The following is a 19,464-nucleotide window of genomic DNA, read 5'->3' on the forward strand; positions in this document are numbered from 1 at the left end:
ACGACTTTCGCTTTATTATAACGCGCAAAGGTATGTATACCAAATTCGCAAACGATTTGCTTAAAGACTTGTCTTATCCATGAATTACTTGAAAAAGGTGTGGTGCCCGATCTTTTTGACCGGCGTGCGCGTGTTGGGAATGGTCATGTCTGTCGCTAACGAAATGGACACGAAATAATACGTATCGTCCGGCACTTCCTTGCGACCGTTCAAAGCTTCGGCAACAGCCTTAACGGAATCCTCGGATGGCGTGACACGATCAAAACGTCCATTTTGAACAGGCGAAAACTGATATCTCTGGTAGATCACTTTTCTTACGGTATCGGGAAAATTGGCAGACCGAAGACGGTTCAAGACAACGTTGGCGACAGCCACTTTGCCTGCGTACGGTTCACCTTCCGCTTCTGCCATGACGATTCGTTCAAGCAAAAGCAGGTCTTCATTAGACAGATCGTAGGTCCAGGTTGCCTGGGAAGCCTGATCTTGACTGAGCAGAGCAGTCCTAGTGAAAAACAGTTGGGTTGGGGGAGTGAGAGATGTTGCCGATTCTTTGACCGCAGCGGTTTGGGCCTTTGCCGCGCTTTCCTTTTTCGAATCGACTTGTGCCGCGGATGCGGGCTTCTGAGCGGAAACCGGCGTGGACGTAGCCTTTTCCTGTGAGCTCTTTTTTTCGTTAGAGACGTTCGAAGGAGTCTCTTTTTGAGTAGCTTTCGAAGTAGCGGTTGTCGAGTTTTCGGACTTTTGTTTAGAAACGGACTTTTGTTCAGAAGCCGTTTTTTGTCCGGAAACAGACTTTTGTTTGGCAACGGACTTCGCATCACTTTGCTGCTTGTCCGCCGAAGAACCTGCTTTCCGGCCTTCATGTTGCGTCCAAGCGGCGGTCCTTGCCTTAAATTCGGGATGCAACACGTTATCGATTACCACGTCAGTCAGTTCGCAAGCCCCCATGCCTGCGCTTGTTGCCTCTGCAGCTTCTGCATAAGACGGACGGACGCCGTTCACTGCCCATACAGTCCCTGCACAAACGAATATTAAGATCACGCCTACCAGTAGCACGACCCAACGATTATTTTTAAGTTGTTCCATAATGTCCTCCTTGCCTCCTTGCTCTCGGCATACTCCCTTCCTATGTAACCGTTCGAATCGCATTTGAATCCGAATTTTGCCGAAAGTACGTTCGCCTTTTTTGGTGTTTTTACGGTTAGAAAGGGAAAATCAAAAAAACGCACAAAGCCTATTATAGCTCACATGTGCGTTTTTTTCATCTTTTTTTCATTTCTCAATGTTTTCCAGTACGTTCAAAGTAGCGCGTAGCGTCACTTTTTCCGCTTTAAAAAAATTTTTTATGGAGTTTTTGTAAGCGTAATCTCACCGTTTGAAGCACTCCATCCGACCGTCCATCCAAGAGCTTGCGTTACCGCTCGAACAGGGATTTGCGTCCGTCCGTTTTCGGCAATCGCAACCGCGCCCAAACTTTGTTTAGCTCCGTTCACCCAAAAAGCATCTTGACCGATTTGGAACGTTACGGCAGCTCCGCCTTGCTTAAGCTGCACAGTCTTGGAAGATTTGGTGTATTTCACTTCAGCGCCTACGCTCTCTGCCAAATAACGCAGCGGAATGTAGGTCGTATTGTTGCGAATCAGAGGAGATACGTCCATCGTCATCGCCATGCCGTCTACGGTTACTGTACGGCTGCCGACTTTAAGTTTGATGACTTCTGGAGTCATATCCATATCCGGCATAGTCGGCGTTCCCGGATCGGTCGGTGTCGTTGGAGGCGTCGTCGTTGCGGGTTCGAACTTGGCCGGGAATTGCTTGACGATCGCTTCGCCGAGCGCGCCGGAGAACATGAACATATGATGGTAAGCTTCGCGCGCGGTCGGATAGACATTGGTGTAATTGCCTGCCGCATAGCCGTCAAAAGCGCTGATCAATTGGTCGATGTGTTCGCGCAAACCGGCTTCAAGCGTGGCCTGCGGCAGATTCGGATTGGCTCCCGCAAAGAAGGTTGCTTGTTTGACGATATAATCGGCCAGATTGGCTTTGGCGAGCTGTTGATTGGCTGTGTTTTTGGCTCCTGTCGCGGTTACGTAATCGACAAGGAATCCGATATGCGAAGCCCAGATCGGCTTAAACGCCGCTCCTGCTTCATTTCCATATACGGAAGAAACTGCTGCTGTCAGTTCATCCGTATTTTTCGAAAGAAGAGCCGCTGCATTTTGGAAATCCGGCGCGCCGTCAATCCCTTTTTGCATCGTCCATACCGCCAAAATGGCGTGTTCGCCAAGAATCTGATCCAGTCCGGAACGAAGATTGGAAGACGGGCTGGTCAGATTCCCAGGGAATTGGGCCGGAAATTGTTTGACGATGGCTCCGGCGATCGCATCGCCTGTCATGTACATATGTTTATAGGCCATGTCTGCTTGCGAATAGGCTTGGGTATAATTTTTGGCTACGTAACTATCAAAAGCTGAGAGCAAATGATCAATATGCATTTTTAAACCGGCCTCGATAGTCGCTTGATTCAAGTTCGGGTTGGCGTCGGCAAAAAACTTCGCTTGCTGCACGCGGTAGGCATCCAGATTGTCCAAAGCTTTTTGCTTGCCTGCCGTATCCCCCGATTTGACTGCCGTGACATAGTCGACGAAGAATCCGATATGCGAAGCCCAGATCGGTTTAAAAGCGGCTCCTGCCTCTGCACCGTATACGGACGCGATCGCGGCGGTCAAATCGTCGGTGTTCGCACCGAGCGCGGCAGCGGACTGAGCAAAATCGCCTTTTCCGTCATAACCCTTCTGCATCGCGATAACGGCGAGCAGTGCATGTTCGCCGAGAACGCTTCCTAATGCGCTGCGCAAATCTTCCGCTTTCCCCTGCGTGGTCGGTGCAGCGGATGCAAGCGTCGGAACAAGCAGCAGGATCACCAACAAAACCGAAATCGACTTCGCCAATCTTTTTCCCATTCTCTGACAACTCCTTTTTGTGGACTAGGCAGGCTGCTATACAAGCTTGCCATTTCCTATTATAACCATTTATATCCTTTTAAACCATTAAAAAGTTGGGGACCGGAAATTTTATTTGAAAATAGAGTCATCCATAGTAAAAGATTTTGCGAACGTTATAATAGAAGGGAGAATACTGAGAGGAGCTCCTGGATGAACGAAAAAACGGAAGACCTCCAACTGATCCAGCGAATCGCTGATCGGGACGCGGGGGCGCTCGAACACTTATACGACACCTACGAACGACCCGTTTACGCATTTGCCTATCGGTTGTTGAACGACTCGATGGCGGCAGAGGAAGCGGTACAAGAGCTATTCATGCGCATCTGGAACAACGCAGGACGTTACGACTCCTCATATGGCAAGCTTTCGACTTGGATGTTTGCGCTCACGCGCAACATTTCAATCGACATGCTTAGAAGGCGCAGCGCAAGAGCAGCAGCCATTCCGGTCGAGGACGAACATTTGAATGCCGTACTCGACGAAACATCGGACACCGAGCTGACTGTAGAGCGAACGCTCGAAGGCGAACGCGTCTTGGCCGCGCTGCAAGAACTTGGCGACGAACAACAACAGGTCATCGACCTGATCTACTACAAGGGATTGACGCAGCAGGAAGTATCCGACCGCTACGCAATCCCGCTCGGAACGGTCAAGAGCCGGGTCAGACTGGCCTTGAAACAGTTGCATAAGCGACTGGCGGGAATGGAAAGGGGGGAATCGCAAGCATGAGCGAACGCAAAGAATCAATGATGGAACTCGCCGAAGCCTATGTGCTTGGCGAACTGGACGCAACGGAACAGGCAGAATACGAAGCTTTTCTACATGACGATGCCGAAGAAAGACAGCGCGTAACCGAATTGCGCGACACGACCGGCATGTTGGCGCTCGCCGTAAGACCAGCGGCTCCCCCAACAGGAATGAAAGCGCGGATTTTGGCGAATGTGTTGGGCAGTTCAGGCGCGGTTGACACGCAACAAGGACATGAGCCGGAAGCTTTGCTCGAGCAAGCCAGACAGGGAATTGAAGCCGAAGCAATCCGCCGGGCAGCCGAAGAACGCAGCAATATCATTCAAGCAACCGATACCGTACAAGGATCTGCCGGGGCAAACGCAAGTCAGGGAGCCCATGTCGTTAGCTTGTCTGATCATGCTCAAGATCAGACGACCGCTAGCGACTCGAAGAAACAACTTTCTTCCGCGACACGGACGGATAGCGAGCCGCGAAATGCACAAACAAGAATCAGCCGCAGCCTATGGGCCGGCGCAGCTGCCCTTATGGCCGCAGCAGCCGTTATTTTAGCCATCTATTCCGGACAGCTTCGCAGCGAGATGAACGAGATGCGCTCTAATCTGACGGCTATGGAGCAACGCACATCGGATATGGAGCAGCAGTTGGCGGCCGCGAACGAGCCTGCCGTGGGTGCCCAAGTAGACCGCACGGTCGCGCTCGTCGGAAGCGAAGACGATCCGAACGCCTCCGGGATGGCCGCAATGGTCCAAGACGACACCGGTACCCGTCTGGTGGTTCAAGCCAGCGATTTGCCTGCATTAAGCGGCAATGAAGCTTATCAGGTCTGGTTGATCAAAGACGGACAGCCGATCAATGCAGGTACTTTCTTGTCAGGCGACGGCAAAGGAGCCTTGACCTACACGATGGAGCCGGGCGATTACGACATGGTCGCGATTACGCTGGAACCGGATGCGGAAGGCGATCAACCCCGCGGACGCATGGTTCTGACCGGAGCTTTGACTTAAGTTTTCTTCCATCGAGATAGATGTCGAAATAAAAGAACCCCTGAGGTTTCCGCGATTCTCCGCGGAAACCTCAGGGGTTCTTTGCATGCTTGTGCCGTGTTCCGTATTACCCACACTGCCGAGGGCCTACAGGCTGCCTGGGCCGATGCTTTTCCGACATTGCAAAAAGCCGGCTATCGTCTGAATGACAAACCGGCTATTGAACGCTATTCAGGATTCTTGCTGCAACATGAGATATGCGAATTATGCGTGCCGATCATTCGATCCTAACGGAAACTCCGCAATACGCTCGTACATCGGACGCTGATGCATATGCGTCCGGTACAACACCGCCCGGTCCACCGTCCCGACGGACAAGGCCGGAGCCGTCGCAAGCTTCGACGGCTCAAAAGCTTTCTCGCCTGCCGCGTATTTGCGGGCCAGCGTCAAATGCGCGCGGAAGCTTCGCTTCTCCCGCGCAAAACCCAACGGCGCAAGCGCCGCTTCCGTCGCCTCGGCCAGGCGACCCAACCCTTCCGAGCCTTCATTCGGCTCGGCGAACAACACGCGCGGCGCTTCGGCCAAGCCGAAAGTTCCCGCGCCTCCTACCCCCAGCGCGAACGGCGTCTCGCGCGCAAAAGCTTTCTTCAATGCGGCCTCGATCGCCGCAATCTTCCCCTGCTCCACATCGCCGAGGAACTTCAGCGTAAAATGCGCATCCCGCACATCCGTCCAGCGGCGAAACGTATCCGCGCCGAAAGCAAGCTCTGCCCATGACGCCAAAATATTCGCGATTTCTTCGCCGACCGGCACCGCGACGAAAATTCGCGGCCGGTCTTTTTCGATCGAAAGTTCGTTTTCGCGGCCCTGAACGTTATCCCCCTGTTCGTTCATGCTTATCCGCTCCTTTTCGTCGCGTGCCGTACCGGTACGCGCTCGCTTTTGCCCGCTTTCAGCGTAGCATTGACCTCTCCGCCGACCATAATGATGATCGAGCTGAGGTACAACCAGGTCAGCAGAATGATGATCCCCCCGAGACTGCCGTACGTTTTCGTGAAATTGCCGAAGTTGTTGACGTAAAACGAAAACGCTAGCGAAGTGACCACCCAACCCAACGTCGCGAATACCGCCCCGGGAATCGCTTCGCGCAGTTTGATCTGCCGGTTCGGCGCGATCCAATACAAAGCGGTGAATACCGCGATCAGCACCACAAGCGGGATGCTGTACTGCAGAAGCCCCCAGACGCGTTCGAATCCCGGCGGGTTGTTCAGCAGTTGATTCAACTGTGCGCCGATCCATCGTCCGAATACGAGCAGCAGGACGCTGACGAGCAGCACGACGCCCAGTACGAGCGTGGACAACAGCGACACGAGACGGATCTGCCAGAACTTCCGGTTCTCTTCGACGTCGTAGGCTTTATTCAATCCTTTGATCACGGCGTTGATGCCTCTGGAAGCCGTCCACAGCGTCGCGATCATGCCGATCGACAGCAGCGCGCCGCTGCCTTGGGTCACTTCGCTCAAAATCCCTTCCACCGTGTCCATGGCCGCTCCCGGAACCATCTCCCGCGCCAATCGCATCATTTCCTCGATCGACAGATCGACATAGCCGACCAGCGTCACGATGAAAATCAGAAACGGGAAAAAAGACAAAAGCAAATAATAAGCAAGCTGGGCACCGATCCCGCTCACCTCGTCGTCGCGAATGCGCACGAACAGCCGGTAACCGAAATCGAAAGCGTACATGGCGTATTTTCCGATCATAAATCGCTCCTTATAAGCGCTTTTCACGCGTTATTGGGCCGGATTCGCAGCGAAACCCGTTCTGTTTCGGGCAGATATCGCTTCCTTGCCTACTCGTAGTATACCCGTTTTTCCCTCCCCTCTCGCGTCAAGATGGCGGCAGGAAGATTTATGAAGCAAACTTTGCTAAGATAAACAGGTAGATTTTTTCGAAGCCGAAGGAGGAATACCCGAAATGCCGACGATTTTGACATTGTATGAATTTTCCGATGAACACGCGAAGCAGATCCGGGACATTGCGCCGGACTACGAGCTGAAGACCGTTCCGATCAAAGAGGTTACCCCCGAACAAATCCGCGAGGCGGACATTTTGGTCGGCTGGAACCGTAAAATGGAGCAAGACGCCGTAGAAAGCGACAAGCTCAAGTGGGTGCAATCCTGGTCTGCGGGCGTCGATTATTTCCCCATGGATCGTTTTGCCGAGAAAAACGTGCTGCTCACCAACTCCGGCGGCGTGCATGCGATTCCGATCTCCGAGCACATCTTCGCGGTACTGCTCTCCATGACCCGCAGCGTTCACCTCAACATCCGCAGCCAAGTCCGCGGTAAATGGGATAAAAGCGGCACATACGGCGAAGCTGCCGGACGCACGATGGTCATTGTCGGCACGGGTCATATCGGACGCGCCACCGCCAAGCTTGCCAAAGCGTTCGGCATGCACACGATCGGCGTTCGCCATTCCGGCCGTCCCGAAGAGTATATCGACGAGATGTACAAAACCGACGGAATCGAAGAAGCGTTCGGCAAAGGTGACGTGATCGTGAACATTTTGCCGCTGACCGACGATACCCGCCACTTTTTCAACGCAGACAGCTTCGGTTATATGAAAAAAGGATCGTTGTTTATCAACGTAGGCCGCGGGCCGAGCGTCGATACGGATGCGCTCGTGGCGGCACTGGATTCAGGCACATTGTCCGGCGCCGCGCTTGACGTGTTCGAGCAGGAACCGCTGCCGGAAGACCATCCGCTGTGGAAACGCGAAGATGTCATCATCACGCCGCATGTCGCGGGAAACACGGACCATTACGATGTCCGCGCCACGGAGATCTTTATCGACAATTTGAAAGCCTTCGTCAAAGGCGAGACGCTGCCGCGCAACCTTGTGGATTACTCGCGTAAATACTGAGGGATAGCAACCCTTATTATAGAAGGAAAAAGCACGGACATCCGCATGCAAGCGTCGGATGCCGTGCTTTTTTTGCGGTGCGGGACTGCCTCGCCTATGCCGAATCTCGGGATTCGCTGCGTACTGCTACCGAAGCTTTGCGTGCGCGCAGCAGCGAACGGATCGATTCCGCGTTCGTCAGCAGCACCCCGATCAAGACGACCAACGAGCCTAACGCCGCATTCCAATGCAGCGGTTCGCCGTACAGGCGGGCACCGAGCGCCAGCGCGATAAAAGGCGAAATGTACAGCCACGTCGTCGGGAACACCGGATGCGTGCGGGATACCAGCCAATAGAACAGCGTATGTCCGGCCATCGAACCGATCAACGTTAGGTAAAGCAGTGAAATCATTGCCTGCGAGAAGTTGCCGATACCGGGAGCTGCTCCCTCGGTCATCACCGACAAAAGCAGCAGCATCCAGCCTCCATGCATCATCTGCGCGGCGTTAAGCGAGATCGGCGAAGCTTCGGGCATCTTCTTGCTGGCATGCTTGGCAAGCAAAGCGCCGCCTGCATAACCGATTTCTCCCGCCACGATGACCAGACCGGCGATCAGCCACATTTGCCCGTGCTGTCCTTCCGTACCCGGCAGCAACAGCAAAGCAACGCCGGCCGTGCCGATCAGCGTTCCCGTCAACGCGAGCCGGGGAATGCGAATCCGAGACACTCCGGCTTGCAGCAGCAAGATAAAAGCAGGGCCTGTCGCCGACAACACGGAGGCCAGGCCGGAAGAGATATACTGTTCTGCCCAATATAATGCCGCAAACGTAACGAAGGTAAGGCCGAAGCCGGTAAATAGCGTTTCTTTGCGCAGCAGCAGCGAAAAACTAATCTTGCGCCGAGCCGCCATCCACAGCATCATCAGCAAGCCTGCCGCGAAAAATCGGATTCCTGCGCCCAAAAACGGTGGTAAGCCGGCTTCGACGCCAAGCTTGATCGCCAAAAAAGTCGTCCCGAAAATCAGGCACATCGTGACATAGCCGAGAATAATCATCTGTTCTTCCTCCTTCGTTTGCTTTATTGTAAAGGGGAGTCTATAGAACAGATTGACGAACGCAGAACAGATCAAATTCGCAGCGTCGCAAAATCGGCTATGATGAGTATACTTTTTTAAAAGGAAACCCAAACTTCGATCCGGCAGATCCGGAAGCAGGGAGAAACGCTCATGGAACATAACTCTTCCGTTCATTCAAATAGACGCGATCGCGCGGCGGGCAGCACTTCCGCTCGCGCGAATTCAAGATCGGGACGCTCTGCGGAAGTTCCCGACGGCTTTATGCTGCCGCTCGCCAATTCGTCCGAACTTGCGGTCGAGCTGCGTATTCGCATTGCGCGCGGCGACTGGATCGAAGGCGAGAAGCTGCCTTCCGTCCGCCGCATGTCGGAAGAAACCGGGCTGCACCGCTTGACCGTGTATAAAGCATATAACCGTCTCAAGGACGAAGGATTGATCGAATCGCGCGAAAAGTCGGGGTATTATCTGACCGTGCCCCGTCGCCCTGCGGAAACGGGGTTCGGCAGCGTGCAGCGTTTTCGTTCGCCCGAGCAGTCAGATCCCGAGTCTTCCGGCACGGAAAGCTTAGAAGTTCCGCAGCCGGCGCTGCTCGGCGAACTGCACAGCGTAGAATGCCGGTATCAGTTCTCGCAAGCGTTGATCGATCCGCTGCTTCTGCCCAACTCGTACTTGTCCGAGGAAGCCAAGCACGTATTCGATCTGTATCCGCGAGTGCTCGGGACGTATGCGCCTTTGCAGGGCGACGAAGAACTGCTGAACGTGCTGCGCCGCTATATGTCGGAGACCTGCGGATTCGTGCCGGAAGGACAGGAACTGCTCGTGACGAGCGGCGGACAGGAAGCGATCCATTTGACCTGCGAAGCGCTGGTTCGGCCCGGCGACGCCGTGCTGATCGAGCAGCCGAGTTACAGCATCGCCATCGAGATGTTCAAGCACCGCAATGCTCGCCTCGTTCCGGTCGATATTCATCCGGACGGCTATCGGATGGACGAGATCGAAGCGCTGATGCGCCGCCATCGTCCCGTTCTGTTCTACTTGAATCCGACGTTCCATAATCCGACCGGATGGTGCGTGCCCGCCGAACAGCGCAAACGGCTTGCCGATCTGGCCGAAACGTACAATTGCATTCTGGTCGAGGACGATGCGTTCCGCGACGTGTATTTTGATGCACCGCCGCCTCCCCCTGTGTATAGCTACGATACGGCGGGCAATACCATTTATATCCGCAGCTTCAGCAAATATGTATTTCCGGGCCTGCGCATCGGCTGTCTCGCTGCACGCGCCGATCTGATGCGTCGTCTGCTCACAGCCAAAGCACGCAGTACAGGCGGAACGCCGCTGCTGAATCAAAAGGTATTCGCGCATCAGTTCCAATCGGAACGCTCGCGCCGCCATCTGCATAAATTGCGCACGGCTTTGCAACTGCGCAAGGAAGCGATGGAAAAAGCTTTGGAAGGCTCGGGCTGGACCTGGCATTCGCCGCAGGGCGGGTTGAATTTGTGGATCAAGTTGCCTGAGGGGATCAGTCCGCAGCGATTGCTGGCCGACGCACTGGGAAGCGGATCGGGCGAGGAAACGATATCGTTCGTGCCGGGGTCGTTTTTCGATCCGGAGGGCCGGCCCGACCCGCATATTCGGCTGAGCTTCTCGATGTTGAACGAGCGTCGGATCGCGGAAGGTGTGGCGCTACTGCGAGCGCACGCGGAAAAGCAGGGTTTTTAGTTGGAGGAAGCTCTGGGCGGCTGCGGGAGAAATTCGTTCAAGGCGCTGTCTCACTCGGAAAAGTTGAATTGGATTTAATAATGGATTTTCCGAGTTCAAAGGCGTCTTGACCTGAATTTCTCCCTCCGCCTCTCGCTTCGTCTACAACTAAAATCCTGCTTCGGTTTGCTCGTACATGTTTGGGATATAGAAATGAAGAGAGCGTCCGGGCCTGAGGCCGGACGCTCAACGTGTTGAGAACGTTTAATGTAACTGGAAGCGAGAAGACGGAGAGAGAAATTCAGTGAAGGAACGATAGTGATCGCCTTTGAAATCGAGAAAATTCCACTACAAATTCAATCCTTTTCTCGATTTCAACACGCGACCGGAACGAATTTCTCTCGGAGTCTTCTCGCTTCCCCCCGCCCAACATAACTTTCGAGGGCAACCTGAGCGGCTGGAGCTGAGGCGGACTCTTTTGTTACATCCACGATTAGGCTTCATTTTACGAAGCAGGGACAGCCTCCTGTTGCTCGGCTTCGGTTTCTCGGAGTTGGGCTTGGTAGAGGGCGAAGTAGCGGCCTCGGAGGGTCATGAGTTCGTCGTGGGTTCCGGTCTCGGCGGCGCGGCCTTTTTCCATGACGACGATGCGGTCTGCGCCCTGAATGGTGGAGAGGCGGTGGGCGATGACGAAGGTAGTGCGGCCTTTTTTCAACTGTTCGAGCGCTTGTTGGACTTTGCGTTCCGATTCGTTGTCGAGGGCGGAGGTCGCTTCATCCAGTAGAAGAACCGGCGCGTTTCGAAGCAGGGCACGGGCGATGGCGATGCGTTGGCGTTGGCCGCCTGATAGGCGAGCGCCGCGTTCGCCGATCTTGGTATTGAAGCCTTCCGGGAATTCGCGGATAAAGTCATGGGCTTCGGCCATTTTGGCTGCCCATTCGATCTCCTGCTCGCTGGCTTCCGGCTTTCCGTCGGCGATATTTTCGCGGATCGTGCCGGAGAATAGATGCGCCTCTTGCGGCACCCAGGCGAAGTGGCTGCGCTGCTGTCCGAGATCCATTTCCCGGGCATCTTGGCCGTTTAGCAGCATGCGTCCGGCCTGGGGTGGGTACATACCGAGCAGAATCTTGAACAGGGTCGTTTTGCCGCCGCCGCTCTCTCCGACCAACGCGACGGTCTCGCCTGCTTTTGCCGCGATAGTCACATCCTTCAGTCCTTTGCCTTCGCCGGTTTCTTCGTTTTCCGCGCTATTCTCGTTATCCGTGTCATAGGAGAAACTCAAGTTTTCCAGACGAAGCTCCTGCAAAGAATCGGCCGGCTGGTTGTCTTCTCGAAGGTTTTTGCTTTCCGCAGGGGCGTCGATGACTTTAAAGATGCGGTCGGCTGCGCCCAAGCCCTGCTGCATGCCCGCCCACATGCTCGGCAGCACGGTAAACGGCATCACCAAGTAGTTCATAAGCTGAATAAACGCCAACATCGAACCTACCGTAATATTGCCGATATGAACCAGATAAGCGCCCGCCACGATCGCGCCGACGAACATCAGGTTGCCTGCAAAAGCACTCGCCGACGCGCTGCCGCCTTGAATCCGCGCGCTTTTCATTTCCCATCCGAAAATTTCGCGGCTGCGTTGAAGAAAAGTAGCGAACGTGCGGCGTTCCATGCCATAAGCTTTAACGACGGACGGAGCGCCGAAAACATCCTGCAAATACACGGTAGCTTCCCCGATGGCTTCCTGCTGGCCTGCCGCGCTGCGGCGTATCGCTTTGCCCGTAATGCCGCCGATCAGGATCATGACGGGTCCCATCGCGAAGCAAAGCAGCGCCATCGGCCAGCTGATCGTTAGCAGATAGATGAATGCGCCGAGCGCAAGCAAAGGATTGCTGATCAAGCCGAACAGCGTCGTGCCCATCGCTTCGCCGACCGCCTGATTGTCGCTGGTCATCCGTGATAAAAATTCGCCGGAGTGATGCTTGTCCGTGTACTTGGCCGGAAGACGAAGGATATGATTCAGCGTATCTTCCCGAAGGTCTTTTCGAATCGAGGCCGAAGCTTTGGTCCGCAAAACCTGATCCGCATAATGCACGACCACTTCGCCGACCAAGATCCCGCCGCCGATCATGAGCAGCGTCGGCCAGGATTGTTCGGAACCGTAGACGGCCGCATTCGTGACCAGTGCCAAAAACCAAGCAATGCTTAAGCTAAGACCTATTTTGACCAGCGTAATGACACTAAGCCCTGCATAAAGGCTTTTGTAATGCCGTATGTATGTCGCTAACCGTTTAAACGTCCCCTTCGATACACCGTCCGCCACTTTGTGAGTCCCTTTTTTCATTGCGCTCCCCCGCTCTCCTGTTTTGTTGCTGCTATATCCAGTATAAGGAAAGAAGAAGGATCAGGAATTGGACGCCGGACCGGAATTCTTCTACGTCTCCAGACTGAGCGGGCAAGCACCGGAAGACGTACTCAGGATAAGACATGCTAAATCCGACTTCCCTTTATCCGCGAAAAAAAGCGAAAGACTAAGAGCTATGCTCTGTCTTCCGCTTATCTTTTATATGCCATCCATTCGGGTCCATATTTGATTCTTATTCATTCAAGCCTGCCGCCTTCGCAATCAAGCGGTACGATTCCAGTCGGTCTTCATAATTCGTAACGGGACAGACGACCATGATTTCATCCGCTTCATAATCGTCACGAATCTCCAGCAGCCGCTCGCGCACGCGCTGCACATCGCCCACGATCATCGTCATCCGATCATCCTTGCCTTTCAGATCGGGCCGACCGACAGACGATTCCGGGAACTGGGCGCGAAAACGCTCGGCCAATGTCAACGCCGCGCTGTCGCTCTCTGCGCAAATAGCATGGACGGCCACGATCACATGAGGTTTCTCGCGCACAGCCGAAGGCTGGAACGCCTCCCGATACGTTCGCACGATCTCCGGCCCGTCGCTGCTACTCATAAACTGGCCGAACGCATAATAAGAGCCGCATGCCGCCGCCATACTTGCACTCTTCGTGTTTGTGCCCAGCATCCATAACTCCGGGGGTTGCTTGGGCGTTGGACGCGCTCGCACCGACTCGCCGTCGTACCGATAGCTGCCGTCCATCAACTCGCAAAGCTGGTGCACTTTATCCGGCATCTCCCCTACATGCGCCAGGAAATTGCCGCTGAGCGCCATCGTCGTATGCGCATCGCCGCCGGGCGCCCGACCGATGCCGAGATCGATCCGCCCCGGATACAAGGCAGCCAGCAAATTGAAGCACTCGGCCACTTTGAGCGGGCTGTAATGCGGCAGCAGCACGGCACCGGCTCCGATCCGAATCCGGCTCGTGCGCGCTCCGATATGCGCCAACATTACTTCGGGTGCGGTACAAGCGAGCGAATCCATCCCATGATGCTCGGACAACCAATACCGGCCGTATCCCCACTCTTCCGCGCTGCTCGCCAGCCTTGCCGATTGGCTCAACGCTTCTTCGTCCGAGACTTGATCGAACCTTGGCGACATATCCAGGATTCCCAATGCCAATTTCGTCATGATGACTTACCCCTTCCCTGGCGCCCGGGTTTCCCCGATTCGCCGCGGTGCTTCCATCATTTTAATGCCTGTTTCTTTTGACGTAAAATTCTTGTTTTTGTTGCGCGAAGCAAGCTTAATCAATATCGTAAATGGAACCGACTTTCAGTCCGTATAGTTCATTGTAGATTTTTTCCGCGAACATATCCGTCATGCCCGCGATATAGTCGATCACCATGCGCTCCCACGTCCATACCGGCGTTTCTTGCTTCTGATCCCGTTCGAAACGGTGAATCCAGTCGCTCGGGATGATCGAAGTCGCCGTTTTCGGATCGACGAACGCGTCCCACAGCCTGCGGATGATCCACTCGCTGCGCTTTTGCAGACGCTGCACGCGCAAATCGCGGATCATGGTTACCCAGGCAAAACTTTTGAGCACGCTCACCGTCCGCAGCATATCGTCGTTTTCCGCGCCGTCTTTCACGAACGTGATTTTTTTCCAATTCCCGTCGTCGATCACGCCCAGATTGCTGACGAAATGATTCACCCAATAAGCTTTAACCTCGCGCCGCGTCCGTGAAAAGTCCCGATCGCACACCGGCCATTTGGAATTCCACGCTTGCAGGTAATCGTCGAGCACCGCGCTGACCTTCATGCTGATTGCTTCGCGGTCGACGCCCTGCCATACCCGGTCTTCGAGCGTTTGGATCTTTTCCAGAATCAAGCGGTGCGTGCCTTCGTCGTGCATAAAATGTTCATGGACTTCGATCTTGCCTGCCTTAATCCCGTCTTCCAGATCGTGCGCCGAATACGCGATATCGTCGCACAGATCCATCAGTTGCGCTTCCAGCGTCGTTTTGCGTTCCGGGATCTGCCATTCTTTGCGAATGCCCGAAATGTAGTTCCATTCGTTGCGATACATGCCTTTTTTATTTTCAAGTCCGGAGAACGGGTATTTGTTGATGCCGAGCAGCACCGCGTCCGATAGGTTCAGCCCGTCAAGATTTTCCCGCTTCTCCAAAAACATCATTAACCTAAAATTGTGCGCGTTGCCCTCGAAATGTTCGTAGCGGTAGCGCATTTCGTTGTGTTTTTCCCGTTTTTTGTCCGCATTTTCCTTTTTTCCACGGAGTTCTTTGCGCGTGCGTTCTTCGATCAGCTTCTCCAAAATGTCGGCCAGCACTTCTTCGCCTTTGTGTCCGAACGGAGGATGGCCGAAGTCGTGAGCGATTGATGCGCATTCCACGACTTCCGGATCGAGTACCAGTCCCGGGCTGTCCGCTCTCGAAAGCGTAATCTCCGGGTATTGGAACACGAGGTTTTTCGCCGCTTGACGCGCGATCTGCGCCACTTCGAGCGAATGCGTAAGCCGCGTGCGATAGTAATCTCCGGTGCCCGCGCCGAATACTTGCGACTTGCCCTGCAAGCGTCGGAACGTCGGGGAATGGATCAGCCTCGAATAGTCGCGCTCGAACGAAGAACGCGAAGCTTCGTGCTTGTCTTCGGCATGCTGCCGGTGTTCTCTTTTTTCCGTCAAACTCATATCGGTCCAGCCGCCCTCTCTGTCTGTTGAATCAGGTTGAATCAGTTGGAGTCGATTATACCTGTTTTCGCTATTCTGTAAAAGAGGGTAGGGGGAAAAGCAGGATGCGGGAGACTACTCCTTTTTCAGCAAATAGGTTCGTACGGAAGGCAGTAAGGTGACGATCAGGATGAGGAGGCCTAGAGCGGTATAGCCGAGATGTACAATATGTACGGCGTTCATCATGTAGGTCTGCACGGCGATCCAGATGATTTGTCCGAAACCGACGTATAGGGATAAGGCCCAGGCGGGATGCAGGTCGTTTCGGTAGGGGTTGAAGATTTCGGCGATTTTCCAGTTGGGGCGGCGCCAGATGGCGTAGGCGACGAGCAGCGGGAGTAGGCCGAAGATGACTAGCAGTAAGATGCCGGGGATCAGGAAGCTTGGGAAAAAGGTGCGTTCCAGCATGGAGACAGGCATGCCCATGGCTTCTCCGGTTGGATCGAAGATGAGCATAGCTCCGCCGCCTAAGGCACCGAAGCCGAGGATCGCGTGTAAGAGGATGAGGAAGATGGCTGCGGCGGGTATGGGCTTTTGCTTGGACGGTGATTGAGGAATTGGACTAGGATTGGCTGTATGTATGGCGGGTTGGGTTTTGCGGGGGCGTGGTTGAATTGAATTGGTCATTATGGAAGCCACCTCTCTTGTTTGTTTTCCTTCGCGTAATGCGATCTCGGTGAGAGTATGTAGGGTTAGCGTACGCCGTTTGCTGTTGAGAATCGCCTATTGGCAAAGGGATTTTCATTTCTACGTTTAGTTTAAAATATTCGACGCCCCCGCTGCACGGACAAGCGTCACACTGTAGTAGCTTGACCCATTTGGATGTAAGGTTACGTTAGTAGGTACTCAGCATCTAAATAGGTGTACACTTTGACTTTAGTATAGTGAAAAAATGCACGTAGCGTATCCGTCTCGCGATGGAACATAGGCTGCTGCCGAAGTCGGATAAAGACACGGCCTGAGTATCGAACTTTAGACAAAACAAAAAACCTCAATATCCCTTCCCGTCTGGATTGGAAGGGATATCGAGGTTTGAAGTCGTGCTTTTGAATGATCATTACTGTTCAGGCAATCCGGCTGCACGTCGAAGGCTATTAGCGCGATTGTGGGCAATATCCGCTGCTTCGGTATCGCCTTTGCTTTTCGCTTGATACCAAGCCGGAGACAGCCAGCGAAAGACCAGTTCCTGCACATTCGACTTATGCAGCTTGACTGCGCTTGCGAGCTTCCGGCCTGCGTCGTCGATTCCGGCTGCGGATCGCAGATTGACCGCCAGACGATGGAAATGGTCCGCTTCCGGCTGCTTGTCGGCTGCTCGCGCAGATGCCCAAGCGGGGCGGACATATTCGGCGATCAGCGCTAGAGCGATCTCAGTGGGAAGCGGAACAAAATCGGCAGGTGTGTTGGGCACGGGGACGGAAGGCTTGGCGGGCTTCGGTGAAGTTGACGTGCCGTTCCCTGACGTCGGAGAGCCGTTTGTTTTTTCATCGTTGAGAACCTTTAATTCGGCTGTCACGTCTCCGATCAGGTCTTTGAGCGTGCGACCCCCTGATTTGAGCGCGTTATCGCAGTCGATTTTTCGCGCCGGGTCGAGTTGTTTGTGACTGGGAATGAAGAGACGCGGGTCTTTGTTCCACCTTTGGCAGCAGAAGGCTAAGTACCAGACGAAGCGCTTGTACGCCTCTTCGAAGTCAATACTACCTCCGTAACACAGCTCCACGCCGAGCGCGGCATCATTGGCATCGTAGCCGAATCGCTCGTTATCCGTCGTGACATTGTACAGCACGTGCCAAGCTTTTTCGGCCGGGTCGGAAGCTGTGCCTGCCGGGATGATTTCGAGGATTTGCTTGTCGTCGATGAAAGTGTGCGCCGAAGCGGAACGATCCGTGAGCGCGTTGAAGTATCGGTAGTGGTTATCTGCGCTTGCTCCGGGATTACCGGTATCGTGTGCGACAAAAAAAGCCGGCACTCCGGTTGTGAGCCGGAGGCCTGGCCTGGTGTTAGAGCGCTTGGCGATGTAGCGGTGCTGGATGGGGTATTTGGGTGCGTTCAATAAAAAGACTCCTTTCTTTTTCGTTGTGTTATTGCATCGAAAAGTAGTCGCAGCACTGCTTGGTGCTATGCAGTTCAGTCACTTTCCGGTGTCTCTGGCGATTCATCTGATTCGGGATGCTCGCTTTCTTTTTCTAATTTGATTGGCTCAGGTTGTGCGTCCAGGGTCGATTGCGAATTTTCTGTCGGTTTCGACTTCGATTCAAAAATCTGGACGGCATTGCGCAAGAAGTCCGGCATTGGAACTCCGATTTTGCCCATATTTTCGATGACTGACAGAAGTTCATTCGCCAGGTAGAAAAAAACGACGGCGTCTCGGAAGATGTGTAACTCTCCCAATACGCCGTCGATCAGGTGCGCGATGGCGACGACAGCGAAGATCGCCACCTTGCGCAAGATCCCAACAAAGCCTATCCAACTCCTCAACTCTCCCCGCACCCATGCCGCCGCCCATCCCGTTGCCCAATCGATGCTGACCAGTACGAGAAGCAGCACAATTAACATGTTCATCCCTCCTGTCAAAAAGCCAACCGCCGCTCCGAGGAGCAAAGCAGCGTATCTCAACAATCGCTGGGCAAGGATCGACAGATCATTTGCTCATTTATAGCTTTTATGATAAAATTTTTAAAATTCATGATTGACTTTCCTCCTCTCCAAATAAAATTTTTAAATAAGGAGCCGTGATTCTATGTTCCCTAATAATCTTAATGGCAATGACGAAGAAATTGCCAGACAAAGAGCTGAAAACTCTCATAGAGAAGTCTCCACCTCATCAATAAAAGGAACAATCATTACAGTGCTAATCATCGCAGTCGTTTTATTTTTGATTTTTTATGGAATTGCTTATTTTAGAACTAATTAAAGGAACTTTCTTACTATTTAGCTCTTCACCACAACGTCCTCTTGAAGGATAGAGAAGTGCATGTTGCTTTAATTCCAAACTTGAAACTGCAGGGAAATCCCTGCGAGTTCTGAAAAATTTCTTCACCTTCAGATCCAGTTCTTTTTGTATAGGACGTCTTGAAGTGAAGAATCTACGATTTGTAAAAATAGCGACCGGGTCTCATAGAAAAGATGAGTGCCGGTCGCTTTGTTACTTTTAGGAAAGTTAAAGGAACATATAACCTGGAAGAGTGTTCGACTCAGTAAAGCGAACGAGACTCCGTTTTACCGTAAATGCTCCAATTCCTGTACTTGCACCATTAGACCCAACAATAGCTCCTTCAGTAGCATAATAAACAATCGGCAGTCGGGATTGCGGGCTTCCCCAGCTAATAAATCGTTCCCCACAACCACATTTAAACCATCCACCACCATCAAGTTGATTAATTTTTGCACCACTTTCATCTTTTACAGAAGCAAAGCCTTGGGATCTCATCTGATGCTGTGCGTAAATCGGACATGGGTTTTCTGCCATTTCAATTCCTCCTAAATTAGACTTATGTTTTCGGGAGTCTTGCCAGATCCTGTTCGCGCCGCCTGTTGCATGACAAAAACGGCTGCATCGCCCGCAAGGGCCGCACCCGTCTTGTCAGCGGATATGAGCTTCTCTGAGCTTTCGGCGCCCGGCCTCTCGCTCAACTTCCCGATGATATAATCTTACCGCCTTTTTCGCCAAACGAAGACGGTGAAGCGTCCGACTTTTGTCCGATAAACGGAGGAAAAAAGACGAGCCTTGGGCGGAAAAAGAGCGAATCCCTTCTACAAACCTTATAACCGCGGGATTTCTGCTGTTTTTTAGCCGCTTAAACTTCTCTAATCCGCGATATCCAGACTGGCTTCTCAACCTACTGACTTGACCATCCTTACTTTAAATGGGGTCAAGCTGCTTCGTCTTTCTTCTATATAAGATGTACGATTTGTCGCCCTGTTACCTCCCTCCCAAACAAAT

At 53.4% G+C, this 19,464-nt stretch carries 17 protein-coding genes; 5 read left to right on the forward strand and 12 right to left on the reverse strand.

Features of this window, described 5'->3' with window-relative positions:
• Positions 1-84: 84 nt before the first annotated feature.
• Positions 85-1,086: a cell wall hydrolase gene (locus SACSAC_RS27465; RefSeq protein ID WP_037283630.1), complete on the reverse strand. Its 1,002-nt coding sequence runs from the start codon at positions 1,084-1,086 to the stop codon at positions 85-87.
• 257 nt (positions 1,087-1,343) lie between these two features.
• The gene (locus SACSAC_RS03730) at positions 1,344-2,963 is read right to left on the reverse strand and encodes a copper amine oxidase N-terminal domain-containing protein (RefSeq protein ID WP_051506836.1); all 1,620 of its coding nucleotides are present in this window, start codon (positions 2,961-2,963) and stop codon (positions 1,344-1,346) included.
• A gap of 192 nt (positions 2,964-3,155) precedes the next feature.
• Here SACSAC_RS03730 and SACSAC_RS03735 point away from each other — a divergent pair, with 192 nt between their 5' ends.
• The gene (locus SACSAC_RS03735; protein ID WP_037283632.1) at positions 3,156-3,734 is read left to right on the forward strand and encodes an RNA polymerase sigma factor; all 579 of its coding nucleotides are present in this window, start codon (positions 3,156-3,158) and stop codon (positions 3,732-3,734) included.
• Positions 3,731-4,759, forward strand: a complete 1,029-nt coding sequence (locus SACSAC_RS26750) for an anti-sigma factor (RefSeq protein ID WP_051506837.1) — start codon at positions 3,731-3,733, stop codon at positions 4,757-4,759. The genes SACSAC_RS03735 and SACSAC_RS26750 overlap by 4 nt, the downstream gene beginning before the upstream one ends.
• 243 nt (positions 4,760-5,002) lie before the next feature.
• On the opposite strand, the gene thpR is transcribed toward SACSAC_RS26750, so the two are convergent.
• Both thpR and SACSAC_RS03750 read right to left on the reverse strand, forming a co-directional pair.
• Positions 5,003-5,632 carry an RNA 2',3'-cyclic phosphodiesterase gene (gene thpR, locus SACSAC_RS03745; protein ID WP_051506838.1) on the reverse strand — a complete coding sequence of 210 codons (630 nt, stop codon included), beginning with the start codon at positions 5,630-5,632 and terminating at the stop codon, positions 5,003-5,005.
• 2 nt (positions 5,633-5,634) lie between these two features.
• Positions 5,635-6,501: a YihY/virulence factor BrkB family protein gene (locus SACSAC_RS03750; RefSeq protein WP_051506839.1), complete on the reverse strand. Its 867-nt coding sequence runs from the start codon at positions 6,499-6,501 to the stop codon at positions 5,635-5,637.
• Positions 6,502-6,715: 214 nt separating this feature from the next.
• Between SACSAC_RS03750 and SACSAC_RS03755 the strand changes: the two genes are divergently transcribed.
• Positions 6,716-7,666 carry a D-2-hydroxyacid dehydrogenase gene (locus SACSAC_RS03755; protein WP_037283635.1) on the forward strand — a complete coding sequence of 317 codons (951 nt, stop codon included), beginning with the start codon at positions 6,716-6,718 and terminating at the stop codon, positions 7,664-7,666.
• Positions 7,667-7,760: 94 nt separating this feature from the next.
• On the opposite strand, the gene SACSAC_RS03760 is transcribed toward SACSAC_RS03755, so the two are convergent.
• On the reverse strand, positions 7,761-8,699 hold the full coding sequence (locus SACSAC_RS03760; RefSeq protein WP_037283642.1) for a DMT family transporter: 939 nt from the start codon (positions 8,697-8,699) through the stop codon (positions 7,761-7,763).
• Between the two features lie 171 nt (positions 8,700-8,870).
• Between SACSAC_RS03760 and SACSAC_RS03765 the strand changes: the two genes are divergently transcribed.
• Positions 8,871-10,442, forward strand: coding sequence for an aminotransferase-like domain-containing protein (locus tag SACSAC_RS03765; protein ID WP_037283644.1), 1,572 nt, complete (start codon positions 8,871-8,873; stop codon positions 10,440-10,442).
• A 484-nt stretch (positions 10,443-10,926) separates the two neighbouring features.
• Here the strand turns inward: SACSAC_RS03765 and SACSAC_RS03770 are convergent, their stop codons facing one another.
• The 6 genes from SACSAC_RS03770 to SACSAC_RS03795 all read right to left on the reverse strand — a co-directional run bounded on the left by SACSAC_RS03770 (position 10,927) and on the right by SACSAC_RS03795 (position 18,155).
• Positions 10,927-12,756, reverse strand: coding sequence for an ABC transporter ATP-binding protein (locus SACSAC_RS03770; protein WP_051506840.1), 1,830 nt, complete (start codon positions 12,754-12,756; stop codon positions 10,927-10,929).
• Between the two features lie 253 nt (positions 12,757-13,009).
• On the reverse strand, positions 13,010-13,960 hold the full coding sequence (locus SACSAC_RS03775; protein WP_342666442.1) for an MsnO8 family LLM class oxidoreductase: 951 nt from the start codon (positions 13,958-13,960) through the stop codon (positions 13,010-13,012).
• Positions 13,961-14,075: 115 nt separating this feature from the next.
• Positions 14,076-15,482 carry a deoxyguanosinetriphosphate triphosphohydrolase family protein gene (locus SACSAC_RS03780; RefSeq protein ID WP_037283653.1) on the reverse strand — a complete coding sequence of 469 codons (1,407 nt, stop codon included), beginning with the start codon at positions 15,480-15,482 and terminating at the stop codon, positions 14,076-14,078.
• Between the two features lie 114 nt (positions 15,483-15,596).
• A complete protein-coding gene (locus SACSAC_RS03785) occupies positions 15,597-16,148 on the reverse strand; it encodes a hypothetical protein (RefSeq protein ID WP_245608573.1) in 552 nt (183 codons plus the stop codon).
• A gap of 430 nt (positions 16,149-16,578) precedes the next feature.
• The gene (locus SACSAC_RS03790) at positions 16,579-17,574 is read right to left on the reverse strand and encodes a peptidoglycan recognition protein family protein (RefSeq protein ID WP_037283656.1); all 996 of its coding nucleotides are present in this window, start codon (positions 17,572-17,574) and stop codon (positions 16,579-16,581) included.
• A 74-nt stretch (positions 17,575-17,648) separates the two neighbouring features.
• Positions 17,649-18,155 (reverse strand): phage holin family protein, encoded by a 507-nt coding sequence (locus tag SACSAC_RS03795; protein ID WP_245608721.1) that lies wholly within the window; start codon positions 18,153-18,155, stop codon positions 17,649-17,651.
• 106 nt (positions 18,156-18,261) lie between these two features.
• On the opposite strand from SACSAC_RS03795, the gene SACSAC_RS27870 reads away from it, so the two are divergent.
• Positions 18,262-18,435 (forward strand): hypothetical protein, encoded by a 174-nt coding sequence (locus tag SACSAC_RS27870; RefSeq protein WP_156950938.1) that lies wholly within the window; start codon positions 18,262-18,264, stop codon positions 18,433-18,435.
• Positions 18,436-18,681: 246 nt separating this feature from the next.
• On the opposite strand, the gene SACSAC_RS27875 is transcribed toward SACSAC_RS27870, so the two are convergent.
• The gene (locus tag SACSAC_RS27875) at positions 18,682-18,990 is read right to left on the reverse strand and encodes a hypothetical protein (RefSeq protein ID WP_156950939.1); all 309 of its coding nucleotides are present in this window, start codon (positions 18,988-18,990) and stop codon (positions 18,682-18,684) included.
• Positions 18,991-19,464: the final 474 nt, after the last annotated feature.

This window comes from Saccharibacillus sacchari DSM 19268, from assembly GCF_000585395.1.
In the GTDB taxonomy this organism is placed as follows: Bacteria; Bacillota; Bacilli; order Paenibacillales; family Paenibacillaceae; genus Saccharibacillus; species Saccharibacillus sacchari.